The sequence below is a fragment of the Corynebacterium testudinoris genome, assembly GCF_001021045.1.
In the GTDB taxonomy this organism is placed as follows: Bacteria; Actinomycetota; Actinomycetes; order Mycobacteriales; family Mycobacteriaceae; genus Corynebacterium; species Corynebacterium testudinoris.
The window spans coordinates 2,249,977-2,266,404 of sequence record NZ_CP011545.1; the positions used below are offsets into that span (position 1 = coordinate 2,249,977).

Below are 16,428 nucleotides of genomic sequence, written 5' to 3' on the forward strand. Positions count from 1 at the left end.
ATGAAAGCCCTGATTGTGAAGGAATTTCGAGAGCTAGCACGTGATCGCCGCACGCTCGCCATGCTGATCGCGCTGCCCGTGTTGCTCCTGGTGATCTTTGGCTACGCGGCAAACTTCTCGGTAGAGCGAGTGCAGGTCATCGTCGTCGGGCCGGATGCAGAAACGGTGTCCTCTGCCATCGCCAGCAACCCGGCCATCAAAGACGAGGTGGACATCACCCGCGTTGATCCAACACTGGGTGACGCAGATGCGCAGTCGTTGCTCAAGGGACAGGAAGCCAATGCGGTGGTCGTCGCAAAGCAATTTGATGGTGCGCAAGCACCCTTGACGGACCGGATGCACGTCTACGTCGACGGAAGCAGCCTGTTCAGCGCGCAGGCCACGCAGCGCATTGCCATGCAGCTGGGCGTCACGCAGCCCCCAACGGTGCTGTTCAACCCGGATCTGAAGACGTCGTGGGTGATGGTCCCGGGCCTCATCGGCCTGATTTTGCTGTTCATCGGCGCGCTCATCACCAGCATCGGGCTCGTCCGTGAGCGGGAGACGGGCACCCTGGAGCAACTGGCGGTCATGCCGCTGCGACCGTCGGCGATCATCCTGGGCAAAATCATCCCTTACTTCCTGCTCGCACTCGTCGATATGGCGGCCGTCACCGCCCTCGGGGTGTGGCTGTTCGGAGTTCCCTTCGTCGGGAGCCTGTGGTTGTTCAGCATCTCCGCCCTTATTTTCCTGTTGGTCGTCCTCGGAATCGGGGTGCTCATTTCCTCGGTCTCGCAAAGCACCGGGCAGTCGATCCAGATGGCGATCCTGTTCGTCGTGCCGCAAGTACTGCTCTCGGGGTTGATATTTCCTCTGGATGCCATGCCGCTGGGGGTGCGCTGGATCGGTTATATCCTGCCACTCACCTGGTTCCGGGAGATCGCGCAGGGCGTCATGCTCCGGGGTGCCGACCTCACGAGCCTCTGGCTTCCCCTCACGGTCCTCACCGTCATGGCCATCGTCGCGTTTGGTGCCGCCACCGCGCGAATGCGCCACACCCTCACCCACGGAGGTGCCCGCTAATGCGCCCCGTCACGATCGACCTCGACCGGGTCTCCGTGCGTTTCGGCGCGCAAACCGCCCTCCACAGCTTCAGCGGGGCCTTTCAACCAGGAACCGTGACCGCGCTCATCGGTGGTGATGGGGCAGGCAAATCCACCCTGCTCAAGCTCCTCGCCGGCCGCCTGTCCGCCTCAGACGGCACCACCACCGGGCTTCCCGTCGAACGCGAAAACATCGGCTACCTGGCGGGCGAATCCGGCGTCTGGCGCAACCTATCCGTCGCGGAGAACATCGAGTTCGTCTCCCGGGCCTACCACCTCGATCCGAAAGAATCCCGGGCCGCTGAGCTGCTCACACTCGCCGGCCTAGACCACGTGACCAAGCGGCTCGCCGGGCGGCTGTCGGGTGGCATGCGGCAAAAACTCGGTGTCATCCTCGCCACCATGCACCGCCCCGGCCTCGTGCTTCTCGATGAACCCACCACCGGCGTCGACCCCATCAGCCGCGCGGAGTTGTGGAGCCTCATCGCCGGTGCCGCCGCAGACGGCGCGACCGTCGTCTTCGCCACGACCTATCTCGACGAGGCGGAGCGCGCCAACAGCCTCTTCCTCCTCGGCGAGGGGAACCTGCTCGCCTCCGGCACCCCGGACGAGGTCATCGCGCAAACTCCCGGCACCATCTGGGAAGCACCCTTCACCCTCGCCGCCGCCCGGCGCGAACTCGACTCCCCCACAAGCTGGCGGCGGGCCAACACCGTCTACCACTGGGAAGCGTCCACGCACGGCCCGGAGGGCTTCACCCCCGCACCCGGAGATCTGGAAAACACCAGCATCGCGCTGCTCCTGCGCGAAGGAATCGGCGATGACACCACCGCAGGTCTCCCCGTCACCGGCAGCACGCCACCACAGCGTATCGACGCCCCGCTCGTCCACGCCGCCAACATCAGCCGCAGGTACGGCGCGTTCCCCGCGCTCGACGGCGTCTCCCTCCACGTCGAACCCGGCGAAATCGTCGGATTGCTCGGTGGAAACGGCGCCGGAAAGACCACGCTCATGCGCATCCTGCTCGGCCTGGAAACCCCCACCGCCGGCGAGGCCACGCTCTTCGGCTCCCCGCCCACTCTCGACGGTCGGCGTCGCATCGGCTACGTCGCCCAGGGTCTCGGCCTCTACCCGACCCTGTCCGCGATGGAGAATCTCGACTTCGCGGCTTCCGTCTATGGCATCCCGGTCAGCGATGAAGCCCGCGCCTTCGCCGAGGGATTCGGCCGCTCCCCCGTCGCCGCCCTGTCTCTGGGGACCAAGCGCATTCTCGCCTACCTCGCCGCATCCGGACACCACCCCGAGCTCCTGGTCCTCGACGAACCCACCTCCGGCATGGACGCGCTCACCCGCGCCCGCCTCTGGCGCAACCTCCGCAGTTCCGCAGACAACGGCACGGGCGTGCTCGTCACCACCCACTACATGCAGGAAGCCCAGCAATGCGATCGCCTGGTCATGCTTAGCGACGGCCGCGTCGCCGACATCACCGCGTCACACCGGTCCCTGACCGTCACCACAGATCATTGGGAACGCGCCTTCCGTCTGCTCCGCGGGGCCGGCTTCGCCGCGCTTCTCGACGGCCGCGTCCTCCGCCTCCCCGGCGCCCACCCCTCCGAAGTCTCGGTGGCACTCGCTCCCCTCAACGGCGCCTTCACCGTCACCGAGGGCCAAGCCACGCTAGAGGAAACGATGATGCTGGCTACCCGCCGGACAGCTTCCGCCGAATCTCCCTCTCCTCCTCGTCACTAAGCCCCGCTAGCCGCGGTTCCTGGCGGCGCTCCTCATAGCGCAGCGCCGCGACCAGCGTTTCCCTCAGCGGCGACAGCACCAATCCGCACTCGCGGGCGGCGGCCGAGTTGAACGTCGCCACATAGCGGTAGCTGGGATCGTTGACCCACAACGGCAGTGACCGCGGACCCATCCACGCTGCAACATCAAAGTCAGCGAGAGCCTCATTGCTGAGTACCCACGGCACCGCCGTGCTGGCCGTAATCTCCCGCGACAGATCCAGCACGTCCGCTAGCGTCATCGTCTCTCCCGCGGCATTGAAAATGCCGCAGTGACGCTGCTCCGCACACTCGACGATCCACTCGGCGAGATCGCGGACGTCGATAAGCGCGATGGGGTGAGTCGGATCCGGCACCACCACATTTTCACCGGTCGGGTGGGCGAAGCGCCAAGGGTAGTAGCCGCTCCTTCCAGTGTCGTCCCCATCGCCGCCGATCAACGCCGGCCGAACAATCGTGTGCGACGCGCTGTGTCCGCGGTAGAAGTTCTCACACGCCACTTTCGCGGGGCCATACTGGGCAGGATCAGTGAAGTAGTCGCCGTCAAGAGCATCAACGAGAGGGGCCGACTCGTCCTGTTCGAGCACGTCTCCCCTGCTGTAGACACTGGTGGAAGAGACGAAGATCCAGTGCTGCGCATCGAGGTCTCGCACCACTCGCCGAGCGTGCACCGGCTGACGGGTCAGGTCAATGACCACGTCCCATACCTCGCCCGACACTACCCCCAACGCATCATCTCGATCCCGGTCCGCGCGGACAAAGGTCACCCCGTGCGGGACCTCGCCGTTCCCGCGTGCCAGGCAGGTGACCTCGTGGCCACGCTTCAACGCGGCCGTGGCAATTGTGTGTCCCAGAATGGCCGTACCGCCGAGCAGGAGAACCTTCACGTTTTCAGCATCCAATCATCGTCGATGTGCGGGCCGGTACCGAAGGGCAATGGCGCCCGACTGGAATGACCGATGCTCCACCAGGTCGAGTTCAACCCTTTCCCGCAGACCGGAAAGCAACGTGGGGCCGTGCCCAACCAGCACTGGGTGGAGTAGGAACTCGTACTCATCGATCAGACCCAGGTCCGCTAACGCCAGGGGGAGCGTGACGCCTCCCACCCAGAGCCCTTCGCCTTCTTCTTGCTTCAGTGTCTCAATCTGGCCTCTGAGGTCGCCCCGGAGTAGTTCAGCATTCCAGTCGACTTCTTCTAAGGTCGCTGATACGACGTATTTCTTAGCGCGGTCAATCGCTTCGGCAAATGGAATCTGCCACTCTTCCATCCACTCCGGCCACTCACCGGATGCCGGCTTTCGCCAGGCAGATTCCATCATCTGATACGTCACCCGACCGAAAATGAGAGCGTCGGCCCGTTCCATCTCTGCAGTCCACAAAGCCATTGACTCTTCGTCAGGCGGCAACCCAGCCTCGTGATGGCAACAGCCGTCAAGCGTGACATTGATTGAGTATCGAAGCGGTCTCATCTCGTCTTCTCCTGTCGGTCGAGTGAGATGGTGCGTTTGTTCAGTTGTCGTGGCGTCGGTTGCGGCTACTTCACATCGATTGGCTTAGTGCATCGAATCTTTCACCCTTTCGGGTTGGATGACGTCGATAGTCGCCACTGGGTGTCGCTGAATCCTACGGCATCTGTCACCTTCAAGGGGAGCTCAAGCACACTCTAGCTAGCCCTGGTGGAACGATTCATCCTCAGCTAGAGTTACCTGTACACGTTTCGTCCCATGAAGGAGTTGGCATCGATGCCCACGTTGACGCCAGGCACAGCCAAAGATGCAGGTCTCTCACGTAGCAGCCTATACCGCGCAGCTCGGGCTGGACGGGTGGAGAGGATTGCTCGAGGCATCTATTTGCCTTCGGATTCTTCAGCTTCAGACTGGGACTGGATTGAGGCTGCGACGCGGCGCCCAGATGCGACTATTTGCCTCACATCGGCGCTCGCCCATCACGATTTGACGGTCGAGATTCCAGCAGCGATGGATGTGGCGATTCCACGTGGGGTACGCACGCCAGCGACCCCGGCAACGATCGCGTGGCATCAGTTTGACCGCGCCACCTTTAACATCGGCCGAGAGGAGATTCTGATCCCAGGGACGGAACAGACAATTGGAATCTATTCGCCGGAAAGGTCGATTGCAGACGCGTTTCGCCTGAGAGGCGCGGTTGGATATGAGTTGCCCCTGGAAGCATTGAAGACATGGCTCCAAAGAGGCGGCAAGCCCGCTCGGCTCATCGAGATAGCGTCACAGCTACCTCGCGCCAAGTCTCCCATGCTCCGGGCTTTAGAGGTGTTGACATGAGTAGAGGCGAAGAGGTTTTCCGTCTGATTCAGTCCGAAGCACGGGCAACAACCATAGTCGCCAGCGCCGGTGTGCCCACGCAGGAGTACTTGATCCGGCACACTCTGGAATCTTTTTTGGATCGCCTGACTCGCACTCCCCACGCGAAAAATTTCGTACTCAAAGGTGGAGTCCTACTTGCGGCATACGGCGTACGCCGCGCTACAAAAGACGCAGATTCGAATGCTGTCGGAACGGAAGTTTCTATCGATAGCCTCGTGTCTGTCGTCCATGATGTAGCCGGCGTTGAGGTTGATGATGGAGTGATTTTCAACCTGGACTCAATCAGCGTGCAGGAGATCCGTGAGCATTCCGATTACCCTGGCTTCCGAGTCCGAGTCGGTGTGTCGATAGGGGCATGGAAAGGCACCGCTGCGTGGGATGTCTCCACCGGGGATCCAATATTTCCTGCTCCCCGTGAAGTCCGCATCGACCGTATCTTGGGCACGCCCATCTCAATACTCGGATACGCACCGGAGACATCGATCGCCGAGAAAGGTGTCACCATCCTCGAACGGGGAATCACCAGCACTCGGTGGCGTGACTACGTGGACATTGTTCAACTCGCCCGGCAGGGAATCGACACTGACGAGCTGTTCAAGTCCGCGCGAGCTGTAGCTCGCTATCGTGGTGTTGCCCTGGAATCAATCGCACCGCACGTCAGCGGCTACGGGAAAGTGGGACAGGCTAAATGGGCAGCGTGGCGCCGCAAACACAAACTGGAGGGGCTATGCGAAGCAGATCTAGATGACCAAATGACTCTCGTAGCGTCATATCTCGACCCCGCCTTCAGTCGCGGAGACTCGCGATCGCTCGAGTAACGAGCTTCGTTATGCGGCAACAAGGTCAATTGCTCAAGCCAGACAGGCCGCCTCGATCCCTAGCGCTCAAACTACAGCGGCCGCAGATTGTTGAGCACCCCGTTCAGCGCCTCGGTGGACGAGGGGTGAGTCCAGATGCCATCGCGGAGCTCCGTTGCCGTGGTGCCCGAGCGAATGGCTAGGGCCAGAAGGTTAATAACTTCCTGGGCATCGATGCTGAAGACGGTGGCGCCCAGCAGCTCGTCACTGTCGGCGTCGACAAGCAGTTTGATGATGCCGTGCGTCTCCCCCACGATCTTGGGACGTGGCATCACGGCGATTTTGGCTACCGGCAGGCTGCCGACCAGGACATTGCGACCGCTATCGCGGGCGTCAGCTTCGCCCATGCCAACGGTCGCGAGCGGCGGAGTGATGAACGTGGCGTTCGGCACGGCGACCCGATCGCTTCGGCGCCGGGCGCCGGGCCCGAAGAGGGCGTCGGCAACGATCCGAAAATCGTCGAGTGAGATGTAGGTGAACTGCGGCCCACCATTAACGTCACCGGTGGCAAAAACATTATCGACGCTCGTCCGCAGCTGATCATCGACGACAATAAAGCCCCGACCGTCGGTCGCAATCCCGGCTTCCTCCAGCCCCAAGCCCGCCGTGGCGGGCGTGCGACCGGCGGCGATGAGGACGGCGTCGGAATCAATCTTGTCACCAGCGTTGACCGAGCCATCGGCACCAATGGCGGTGACCTTCGCGTTTTGCTGCACGTCGATGCCCCGCTCGACGAAGAGAGCGGAGACGGCATCGGCGACATCGCGATCGAGGCGCGGCAGGAACTCCAGCCCCGCATCCAACATCGTCACCTTCGAACCGAAAAGGGAAAACATGTTGGCAAACTCGCAACCGATGAACCCCGCCCCAATGATGGTGAGGTGCTTGGGGAACGGATCGATGTGCTGGATGGTCGTCGAGTCGAAGACCCGCGGGCCGTCGGCACCCGGAACATCCAACGGCCGCGGCATCGTGCCAGTGTTGACAACAATATATTCAGCGTTCACCCGCACCTCACCGTCATGCGTATCGACGACCACCTCATGCGGCCCCACGAACCGAGCCTCACCGTCGAGCAGGGTCACCTCCTCGCGATCAGCCAACATCGCATAGTTAGCGGCATTGAGCTTCCTGATCAGAGCATCCCGACCCTCCACCGACTCCCGGAAATAAGCCGCCGGATCATCCCCGGCGCGCTTCGCCTCTGCCGAAACAATAAGGTCCTTCGTGGGAACACAGCCAATGTTGATGCAGGTACCGCCGTACATCTGCGGCGAACGCTCGACCAACACCACCTCCCAACCAGCATCCGCGGCGCGGCCGGCGAGCGTCTTGCCAGCCTTGCCCCACCCGATAATCAATAGCTGCGGAGTAAGCGTGGTCATGGTCGAACTCCCATCGTCGGCGATTTGCCTCCAACCTAGCTCAGACTCACGTGTCGGGACGGTGAGGCAAGATGAGGGGCATGGAAGCCGTTCGAGATAGAAGAGAGAGCCTGCGGATCCTGTCGTTCTGGTGGATGCTGGAGCTGTTCAGCCCACAGCAAGTGCCAGTGGTGCCTCGGGAAGCCACCCAGCCAGCCGATCGCCAAGTGATCCAGTGGAGGCCCGGCAATCCTCTTCCCTGGGACACTCTTCCGTCTGCCCGTCCGCTCTATGGCAAGCAGCGGGTCTGGCAACACACGGTATTTCTCGGCGTCTACAAACTCGCGGCAACGTACGAGGCTTTGGAACAATTCTTCGGCGCAGACCCCGACGCATATGACAATCGGCCCAATGCTGAGAGCGCTTGCGCCGGGATCATCGTAGATAACGACGGCCGGTTAGTCACCGACTCAGGAATTTTATCTTCCGCACTCTGGGCTGCTGGTCGCATTCGGGAATCAGGACCGAACGATTCGCGCTGGATGGATGAGTTCGAAGATGCTTCGAAGGAACTGATGAAGTCGATCGATTCCTTGGAGGGCCGACGGCGCCAAGCCGGCCCAGACGAGCCACCTCCGCCTCTCGACTCGGACTCGCTAGTGCAGCTGTTGGAGCTCTCTCACCGTGCTGCCGGTGTCAACGGTTTTAATGACCTCGCAGACAACCGCATCGTCATTCAAAGTGTCGCGGTGTTACCGTCACGTGTCGATGAAGAAGACACCGAGGGGAAGGGCGCAGATTTCCTCAATAGCTTCTACCTCGACGACCTCGCCACCGTGCGTAAGCATGTCGCGCTCGGAAATTGCGGCGAGGGCCTCACCGCGTATCTCACCGGCGACAAAGTACTCCCAACCTCTACCCGGACCGACGTTATCAAGCAGCCGGATGCTGTAGATGCATGGACCTCCATCGAGCGCTTGCCCAAGGGCCGATGGCCCAGTAATCCACAGCATTCGCTGGCACTGAGCCAGCAATTTGCCGTCAACCGAGCGCTAAATGGTCTTGGCCGCGGCGCTGGCCTCATGGGTGTCAACGGACCTCCCGGTACCGGTAAGACGACCATGCTGCGCGACATCCTTGCTGGAAACGTTGTAGAACGAGCCCGCCGCCTTGCAGCACTTGAGAAACCTACCGATGCCTTCACCAAGGTCACTCACCGCTGGAATGATAGGGCGGGATACCCGCGGAAGGTTCGCCAGCTCACACCCGAGTTGACGGGATTTGAGATGGTCGTTGCATCGGCAAACAACGCGGCCGTCGAAAACGTCACCACTGAAATTCCCGAAGAATCCGCAGTCGATGCACCATGGCGCGGCCACCTTGACTACTTCAGCGAAATCGCCACTGAAGTCCTCCGAGCCGGTACTTCCAAAACTCCCTCCGCCTGGGGGCTGGTGGCCGCACGCCTCGGCAAGAAGAGTAACCGGTCCGCCTTCCTATCATCCTTCTGGTTCGATAAGAAACCCTCGAAGAACCAAGAATTTGATGAAGACAGCGTCCCCCGGATGCAGACCCGCCTAAAGCAATGGCGCGACGGCGACGTTGCCTTCACCCCCTGGACCGATGCACGCCAAGCCTTTCACATAGCTGAACAGCGAGTAGACACGCTCCTCCGGGAGCGGGCGCAGGCACAGCATCGACTCCGGAGGGTGCGCGAGTTACCCAGACGCGCACTTGAACTCCAATCGGAGGTCGAGCTGGTTAGCAAGCATTTAAAGAAGGCTCAAAGCAACCTCTCCCAGTGCCAAACACACCATGAGGAGAGAGAAGCTGTTCGCGCCCAGGCTGCGGAGAGCCACGGACGACATCTCGCCGCCAAGCCCGGCGCGCTGGAGACGATCTTTTCATTCGGACAGGCGATCCGTGACTGGAGAAGCCACCACGACGAGCTCCTGCTAGAGCTGGTAGAGACTGAAAACAGCCAGCGAGAAGCGGCAGCTGTGGTGCAAGAGACAGAGGAGCGAGTGCGGCAACTTGGCAATCACCTGTCCTCAGCTCAACGGGAACTTAAGAGCGTTCAGAGAAACCTAGCCAAATTGCGGGCAGAGTGCGCCAAAGACGAGGAGCGATTAGGCACTGCTTATCCTGGGCCGGCATGGATCGGCGATGAACGCGAACTGCACGCCCCGTGGCTTGACGAGGAACTGAACTCCGCCCGCTCTGACCTGTTCGTCGCAGCTCTCCAACTCCATCAGGACTTCCTCGCCAATGCTGCACGCGAAATGCTCGAAGGTCTCCGTGCCGCTAGCGATGTCCTCTCCGGAAACTCACCTCGCGACCTCGAACCAGGGAAAATTAAAGCCGCTTGGCAACACTTCTTCCTAGTCGTTCCGTTGATCTCTACGACTTTCGCGTCGGCCAGCCGCATGTTCGAGGGCATCGGCGCGGAAGCAATCGGCTGGCTTCTCATTGACGAAGCCGGGCAATCGTCACCCCAGTTTGCCGCCGGTATGATCTGGCGAGCACAGCGCACCATCGCAGTAGGCGACCCGCTCCAGCTCGAACCAGTAGTCACAATCCCCGAGAAAGCTCAGCGGCACATCGCCCATAGCTACGGCATCAGCACCACCTGGATTCCACCCCGCGCCTCAGTACAAACCCTTGCTGACCGCGTCACTCCCTTCGGAACCTTCCTAGACCAAGGCGAAGAGAAATCCTGGGTAAGCGCGCCCCTGCGCGTACACCGCCGCTGCGACGATCCCATGTTCTCCCTGTGCAACCAGATCGCCTACAACAACCTCATGGTCGACGGCGTCTACCGAGATCTCGCGAGCGATCAGTTCGACAGCCCGGACAAACCCGTTGTCGCCGTCAGCTACTGGGCCGACGAGCCTGCAAGCAACCCCGGAAGCCACTACCAACCCAACCAAATCCGGCGACTGGAAAAGGCTCTTGGCTACCTAGATAGCCAAGGGATTCCACCGTCAGAGATCATCGTCATCACCCCATTCCGAGATGTCGCAAACAAACTCCAGAATCTCACCCGCAAGTACGAAAGCCTCCGAGCAGGCACCATTCACACTGCTCAAGGGCGCGAAGCATCCGTTGTCATCCTCGTTCTTGGGGGCGACCCCAACAAACCCGGCGCTCCTGCCTACTGGGCCAGCACCCCCAACCTGGTCAATGTCGCAGCTAGCCGAGCGAAACGGCGGCTGTACGTTATCGGCGATCGCCGCTTCTGGAAGCAATATAACTACTTCCGCGATCTTTCCAATGCGCTTCGTTAGGCAAGCAATGGGTCAAGTCCCCGAGAGTGGTGTTTCTGCCTTTCGATAAAACAGGCAGGATGACGGTGCAAGGGCCGTCCCGACCCCTTGATGTGCGTCGACGTGCGTGCTCTCCTAAAAGCCACAGGTAGGCATCGTGGCGAAAGCAGGAAGGTCGTTGTCGAGCTTTTCGCGCCGGAAGAGTCCAGTCTCGGCAAAACGAGCCGGCGATCGAGCTCCACACTCCCGAGGTAGGTAGATACGAGGGGGACTCGTTGATGGCGGCGGATCAGTGTCAAACTCTCCGATATCCGTTCAACCCAAACATGGTGCGAGAGCGCATCGCGAGCAAGCAGATCCACTTTCAATCGCTGTAAGCCTGAGTGTGTAGTCGTCGGTGCAGCAGCCTCAGTATTCACCTATGCACGAGCTACATCGTTCCACCCCAATGCGGCAGAGCATCAAGTCGAACTACCCTCGCATACGCTCAAGGCTCTCGGCGCCGGCCTTGATCTCATCGACTGACCACTCTCCGACTCCAAACCGAAGACAGGGTTTCATGGCTCCTTGACTCGCGGCAGCGCAGAAGCAAATGCCCGAAGCATCTCCAGATCGTATCGGTCTTCAGATTGGAGTGATTCAAGATCTTCCGCGCCGACGGGCAGAGGCCCCCGTCTAACGGTGCCAGGACGCAAGCGTTCCAATGTCTCGTACCACTCTTCAAGCGGCTCCCGTAGCCGAACGTGCAGTTCAAAGGAGCGCCGCGATCGAGTGAGGTCACCCTCCTTCCGCAAGCGAAGACTCTCCTCGTCCGGCACTGACAACAAAACCGTGTCCGCGAAACCGATCCGCTTCAAGCGCATCGCTTCACCGACTGCAGCAAATTCGCTGAGGAAACGGGAAACTGGCGCTGCGCCAACACGAGCCAAACACCACGAGTAGTGCAGCTTAAGAGGATCACTATCGCAGATCGCAAGTCCCGATCTTTGCTCGAGAGCAATAGCTTGTTCCCAACGATCTGCGTTGACTTCTGTCCAGTACGTAGCTTGGACCACGGGGTCACTTCCATCCGGCTCAACACCGGTGGGTTGGTATTCTTCGACGTACTCCGGCGCTGCAGACCGGCACCAGGTCGTCTTTCCTGCTGCGCTGGGACCTTCAACCGCTACGATCACCAAACAATTGTAAGTCCCGCTTGCCCGTTGCCATCTTTTAGTAGGACGCTCTCGGGGATGATTCGTGCTCTCGAAGTACGTTTTCCCCGATTCGATGTGGTCCTCATACCGTCCGGCTTATGGAGCCAGAGGCAGCGGGAGGCTTTTGAGAAACGCCTGTGCCGCCGGCGTCGGGTTGAAATTACTCCACGCTAGGTACTCGACTCGGGTTGGCCCTGACTCGACCGGAATTACTCGAAGATCGCGACTATCAGCCGGAATAAGAGTCGGCGACAGCAACGCAATGACGAGACCTTGACGGATCAAATTGAGGATCAGTTCGGTGCTCATCGCCTCGAATGTGACCTCACGAGAAACGCCCACAGCTTGGAACGCGAGATCGGAGGGTATGCGACCAGGTGTCCCCGCCGGAAAATCTACAAAAGCTTCATTTGTGAGGTCCGCCAGCTGGAACTCGTGCCGCTTTGCTAGCGGATGTTCGGCCGACACGACGGCGGCGAGCCGGTCCCTAGCAAGCACGTGTGTGTTCACTCCTGTAGGTGGCGTGCTGTCCGGAAGCCCGAGGACTGCCACATCCATGCTGCCCGCCTTGATCGCAGCGATGAATTCGTCGCTTCCCCCACTGTGAAGCTTGATTCGGACTGCAGGATGAGTGCGGTGGAATGTGCCAAGGGCGGCGGGAATATCGATCGTGGTGACGGTAGGGATTACACCAACAGTTAGCGTGCCGCGAATTTCTCCGTTCGCCGCCGCTGCAGCCGAGACAGCGCGATCGGCAGCATCCAGGCTCGCCCGCGCCTGCACTAGGAACGCTTCACCGGCCGCAGTGAGCTCTACCCGACGGCTACTTCGCGCAAATAGCTTGACTCCGAGTTCGCGTTCGAGTGCTTTGATCTGGTGACTGAGCGCTGATTGCACTACGAAACATCGCTCAGCTGCTCGGGTGAAATTCTGCTCCTCCGCGATAGCGGCGACATACCGCATTTGTTGCAACTCCATCAATCTATGATCTCAGTTCATGCTTGATATGACAATAATCTGTTGGACTCATTGAAAGAATGGTTCGACCATAGTTGTATGACCAACAAGATTCCTGCTCCGGTGCCTCCGGGCGTACTGACTGATGCCTCCAGTCCAGCGAGCTGGACAGTGCTGACAGCATTCGCTCCGATGGTGTGGGGCACGACCTATATCGTCACCACGCACATGCTTCCGGAGGGCCACCCCCTTTTCGCAGCGATGATGCGCTCGCTCCCAGCCGGGCTGATAGCACTTCTGCTTGCACGGCAGCTGCCGCAAGGTTCTTGGTGGTGGAAGAGCCTCGTGCTCGGCACGCTGAACATGGGTGCCTTCTTTCCGCTGCTCTTCATGGCTGCTCAGGAACTCCCCGGCGGCGTCGCAGCCACACTCGGAGCGTCACAGCCGATCGTGATCGCGTTCCTGGCCGTCGCAATCCTGCAAGAGAAACTATCGGTCTGGCGCGTCTTTTGGGGCGTGCTCGGCATGATCGGCGTCGCTCTCGTGGTCATCGGGCCGGACGCAGCAATGTCTTTGATGGGAATCCTTGCTGGTCTCGGCGGAGCAGCATCGATGGGCATCGGCGTCGTTCTCACCAAAAAATGGGGGCGCCCCGAGGGGATCTCTCCGATAGGCCTCGCGGGATGGCAACTCACTGCCGCTGGCCTCGTTCTCCTGTTGCCTTCTCTGCTTATCGACGGCGTTCCGCCCACTATCGATGGCATCGCCTGGCTCGGCTACGCCTGGCTTGGCATCGTCGGGACGCTCGTCGCCTACACCATCTGGTTCGCCGGTATCCGCCGCCTCCCCGTGACGGCGACGGCACTGCTAGGCCTGTTGTCTCCGCTCATCGCCGCAATCCTCGGTGCTGTGATCGCAAGCGAGGCCCTGACTCTCACCCAACTGCTTGGATTTGCGCTCGCTCTCATCGCGATGGTCGCTGGCCAACTTCCTTCCCCGAAACAGAAGGTACAAATCTCCTCATGAAAATCGCCGTTTTCGGTGCTACCGGCATGGCCGGCAGCGCCATCGTCTCAGAAGCCCTCACCCGAGGACATGCAGTCGTCGCGGCCTCGCGCCGCGCTGGTACCACCATCCGCGAAGATAGCCGGCTTGCAGTCCAAGCGGTCGATGTCGCCGACACTGAGGCTGTGGCTCCGGTGTTGGCCGATATCGACGCCGCCGTGCTCACCATCCGTCTCGCTCCAGGAGAAATGGAACAGCTCGCGTCCTTGACGAGCGGTTTCCTCGACGCAGCGGCTCGTCAGGGTACGCGCGTGCTCATTGTCGGCGGTTCCGCACCGCTACGCTCTCCGAACTATTCAGACCGGCTGCTGATCGATGACCCTGACTACGTCCCCAAGGAATGGAAATCCATCGCACAGGCAAGCCTGAGTCAGTTCCACGCCTGCCAGGAGCACCCGTACACCGGCTGGGTATATCTCAGCCCGCCTGCCATCTTCGAAGCGGGGATACGAACAGGCAGCTATCAACGCGGTACCACCACACTAGTGACCGACATGAATGGAGCCTCGCGCATTACCGCTCCGGACTTCGCAATCGCTGTCATTGATGAGCTCGAACAACCCACTAGTGACCCGCACTTCACAGTCGCTTACGGAGTCGTCCCCTAACTCAGTGGTCGACACGCTGAAACCAGCACCTTCACCACGGGGATCAGGCTGGAACTCGGGCAACGTCCAACACATTTTGACCCTACGAGCACTCCGACTGCCCGTGCGAGGAACTCCAAAACCCGCACTTGCTAACAACTCCGGGGTCAATCTCCCTTCCAAACCCAACAAGTTGTTAGGAAGTGCGGGTTTTGCCGCCTCGCTCGGCGGGAAAAGAAAAACGGCGATCCAGCTCAATGAACCGTTCGCCGCGCTAAAACCAAAACCCGAAAATCCCAGGTCAGGTGCCAAAAGAAAGTAGAGAAAAAGTGGAGCTAATGGGATTCGAACCCATGACCCCCACACTGCCAGTGTGGTGCGCTACCAGCTGCGCCATAGCCCCTTTAGTTGTTTTTCAGCTTCCCTTGCGGGAAACAGTGGAGCTAATGGGATTCGAACCCATGACCCCCACACTGCCAGTGTGGTGCGCTACCAGCTGCGCCATAGCCCCTTGCTTTCAACTCATGTAAATCTACACTCCTGGCGGTGGTGCGAACAAATCCACAGGTCACCAGGCAACACCCAAGGGACGAAGCAAGAAGCGGCCCGGCCCCTCCCCCAGCTCAAGGGGGAGGGGCCGGACCACAACGCCAATCAATAGTGACTACTTCACCACTGCGTTGATCCACTGGCTGATGTCGGCGACGTCGACATCCTTGCCGTTTTGGAGCACGCGCGGGGAGGAGACCTGGCCAGTCTCGGAGTTGAGCTTGTCGGCATTGGCGGTGGTCACGCTGACGGCTTCGTCGTGGTAGTCACCGTTGCGGATGGCCTTGGCTACGTCGTCGTTGGCGCCGAGGGCGACGGCGGCATCGGCGAAGTCGTCGTTGCTCCACTTGTTGAAGATCTCTTCCTGGTCTTCGAGGAGGGCGGCGCGGTAGTTCCAGTAGAGCTCGGTGTCGCCGGAGTTCACGATGGCGAGGATGGCGGCGGCGGCGCGGGTGGAGTGGCCGTCGGGGTTGCCGCGGTCAAGGAAGTTGAGGGTGCGGACGTTGACCACGAGCTTGCCTTCGTCGAGGGCTTCCTTCATCTGCTCGTCGGTGTTCTTGGCCAGTTGGGCGCAGTAGGAGCAGGAGAAGTCCTCGTAGAGGTCGACGGCTGGGGCGTCGGCTGCGGCGTTGGCGGACTTGAGGGTCACGGCGTTGTCGCCGAGGTTGGACGCGAAGTCGACGGCAACGGTCTCGCGGTCGGCGAGGTGCTCGGTCTTCTTTCCCTGGCCGGAGATAACGATGTAGCCGATCACGACGGCGGCGATGAGGATGACGGCGAGGATGGCCCAGAGGAAGCCGGAGCCGCCCTTGGCGTTGGGGTTGGTGACCTTTTTGGTGCTCACTGTAATTTTGTACCTTGCTCTAGTTGGGGATCAGGGGTAGATCGCAAACTTCTTGAAGGGACGGTAAATCGTCCACACGCTGAGTGCCAAGAAGCCGATGTCGCGCAGGATGGTCATGAGGTAGTCCATGGCCTGTTTGTCCACGTTGGGCTCAATGTTGAAGCAACCGCAGTCGATGACGAGGCCGCCGATCCACGCCCAAGCAATGCCGATGATGAACAGCACCAGTACCACGGAGGCGACCTTGCTGGCTGGGCGCAGGAACAGCCCGAGGAGGAGCATCACGCCGCCGGCTATTTCAAGTGGGCCGATGATGCGAGCCAGCAAGTCGGAGAACTGGGGAGTGAAGATTTCGTAGGCGGTGATCGCCTGCGTCATGTTCATGTGGTCGTTCAGTTTGGGAATGCCCGCTGAGATCCAGGTGTAGGCCATGAAGAAGCGCGCGAAGGCACTGACGGCGTCGAGAAGCACCGAGCGGGTAAACCACGAACGTGCACCGGTTGGTGCATCGGTCTGTTCAATAGTGGACACG

General features: G+C 60.6%; 13 protein-coding genes and 2 tRNA genes. 7 read left to right on the top strand and 8 right to left on the bottom strand.

Annotation, left to right across the window (positions count from 1 at the left end):
* The gene (locus tag CTEST_RS10795; RefSeq protein WP_083985585.1) at nucleotides 1–1,062 is read left to right on the top strand and encodes an ABC transporter permease; all 1,062 of its coding nucleotides are present in this window, start codon (nucleotides 1–3) and stop codon (nucleotides 1,060–1,062) included.
* A complete protein-coding gene (locus CTEST_RS10800; RefSeq protein WP_052844381.1) occupies nucleotides 1,062–2,831 on the top strand; it encodes an ATP-binding cassette domain-containing protein in 1,770 nt (589 codons plus the stop codon). Before CTEST_RS10795 ends, CTEST_RS10800 begins: the two co-directional genes overlap by 1 nt.
* Here the strand turns inward: CTEST_RS10800 and CTEST_RS10805 are convergent.
* A complete protein-coding gene (locus CTEST_RS10805; RefSeq protein ID WP_047253739.1) occupies nucleotides 2,782–3,756 on the bottom strand; it encodes an NAD-dependent epimerase/dehydratase family protein in 975 nt (324 codons plus the stop codon). The two genes, CTEST_RS10800 and CTEST_RS10805, sit on opposite strands and share 50 nt — an antisense overlap.
* Nucleotides 3,757–3,771: 15 nt before the next feature.
* Entirely contained in the window at nucleotides 3,772–4,338 is a 567-nt protein-coding gene (locus CTEST_RS10810; RefSeq protein ID WP_047253740.1) for a dihydrofolate reductase family protein, read from the bottom strand.
* A gap of 273 nt (nucleotides 4,339–4,611) precedes the next feature.
* Between CTEST_RS10810 and CTEST_RS10815 the strand changes: the two genes are divergently transcribed.
* The gene (locus tag CTEST_RS10815; RefSeq protein WP_047253741.1) at nucleotides 4,612–5,169 is read left to right on the top strand and encodes a type IV toxin-antitoxin system AbiEi family antitoxin domain-containing protein; all 558 of its coding nucleotides are present in this window, start codon (nucleotides 4,612–4,614) and stop codon (nucleotides 5,167–5,169) included.
* The gene (locus CTEST_RS10820) at nucleotides 5,166–6,029 is read left to right on the top strand and encodes a nucleotidyl transferase AbiEii/AbiGii toxin family protein (RefSeq protein WP_144413275.1); all 864 of its coding nucleotides are present in this window, start codon (nucleotides 5,166–5,168) and stop codon (nucleotides 6,027–6,029) included. The genes CTEST_RS10815 and CTEST_RS10820 overlap by 4 nt, the downstream gene beginning before the upstream one ends.
* Before the next feature lie 71 nt (nucleotides 6,030–6,100).
* Here CTEST_RS10820 and CTEST_RS10825 read toward each other — a convergent pair whose 3' ends face one another.
* Nucleotides 6,101–7,453, bottom strand: a complete 1,353-nt coding sequence (locus tag CTEST_RS10825; RefSeq protein ID WP_047253742.1) for an FAD-dependent oxidoreductase — start codon at nucleotides 7,451–7,453, stop codon at nucleotides 6,101–6,103.
* Nucleotides 7,454–7,533: 80 nt separating this feature from the next.
* Between CTEST_RS10825 and CTEST_RS10830 the strand changes: the two genes are divergently transcribed.
* On the top strand, nucleotides 7,534–10,719 hold the full coding sequence (locus tag CTEST_RS10830; RefSeq protein ID WP_047253743.1) for a DEAD/DEAH box helicase: 3,186 nt from the start codon (nucleotides 7,534–7,536) through the stop codon (nucleotides 10,717–10,719).
* Between the two features lie 1,271 nt (nucleotides 10,720–11,990).
* Here CTEST_RS10830 and CTEST_RS10840 read toward each other — a convergent pair.
* Entirely contained in the window at nucleotides 11,991–12,872 is an 882-nt protein-coding gene (locus CTEST_RS10840) for a LysR family transcriptional regulator (RefSeq protein WP_047253745.1), read from the bottom strand.
* Nucleotides 12,873–12,950: 78 nt separating this feature from the next.
* Between CTEST_RS10840 and CTEST_RS10845 the strand changes: the two genes are divergently transcribed.
* Both CTEST_RS10845 and CTEST_RS10850 read left to right on the top strand, forming a co-directional pair.
* A complete protein-coding gene (locus tag CTEST_RS10845; protein ID WP_083985587.1) occupies nucleotides 12,951–13,877 on the top strand; it encodes an EamA family transporter in 927 nt (308 codons plus the stop codon).
* Nucleotides 13,874–14,524, top strand: a complete 651-nt coding sequence (locus CTEST_RS10850; RefSeq protein ID WP_047253746.1) for an NAD(P)-dependent oxidoreductase — start codon at nucleotides 13,874–13,876, stop codon at nucleotides 14,522–14,524. Before CTEST_RS10845 ends, CTEST_RS10850 begins: the two co-directional genes overlap by 4 nt.
* Nucleotides 14,525–14,833: 309 nt before the next feature.
* Here CTEST_RS10850 and CTEST_RS10855 read toward each other — a convergent pair.
* The 4 genes from CTEST_RS10855 to CTEST_RS10870 form a co-directional block, all read right to left on the bottom strand.
* Nucleotides 14,834–14,906 (bottom strand) — tRNA-Ala (locus CTEST_RS10855).
* Nucleotides 14,907–14,941: 35 nt separating this feature from the next.
* Nucleotides 14,942–15,014 (bottom strand) — tRNA-Ala (locus tag CTEST_RS10860).
* Nucleotides 15,015–15,167: 153 nt separating this feature from the next.
* Nucleotides 15,168–15,896 carry a DsbA family protein gene (locus tag CTEST_RS10865; protein WP_047253747.1) on the bottom strand — a complete coding sequence of 243 codons (729 nt, stop codon included), beginning with the start codon at nucleotides 15,894–15,896 and terminating at the stop codon, nucleotides 15,168–15,170.
* A 30-nt stretch (nucleotides 15,897–15,926) separates the two neighbouring features.
* The gene (locus CTEST_RS10870; RefSeq protein WP_376701801.1) at nucleotides 15,927–16,427 is read right to left on the bottom strand and encodes a DoxX family protein; all 501 of its coding nucleotides are present in this window, start codon (nucleotides 16,425–16,427) and stop codon (nucleotides 15,927–15,929) included.
* Nucleotide 16,428 lies beyond the last annotated feature (1 nt).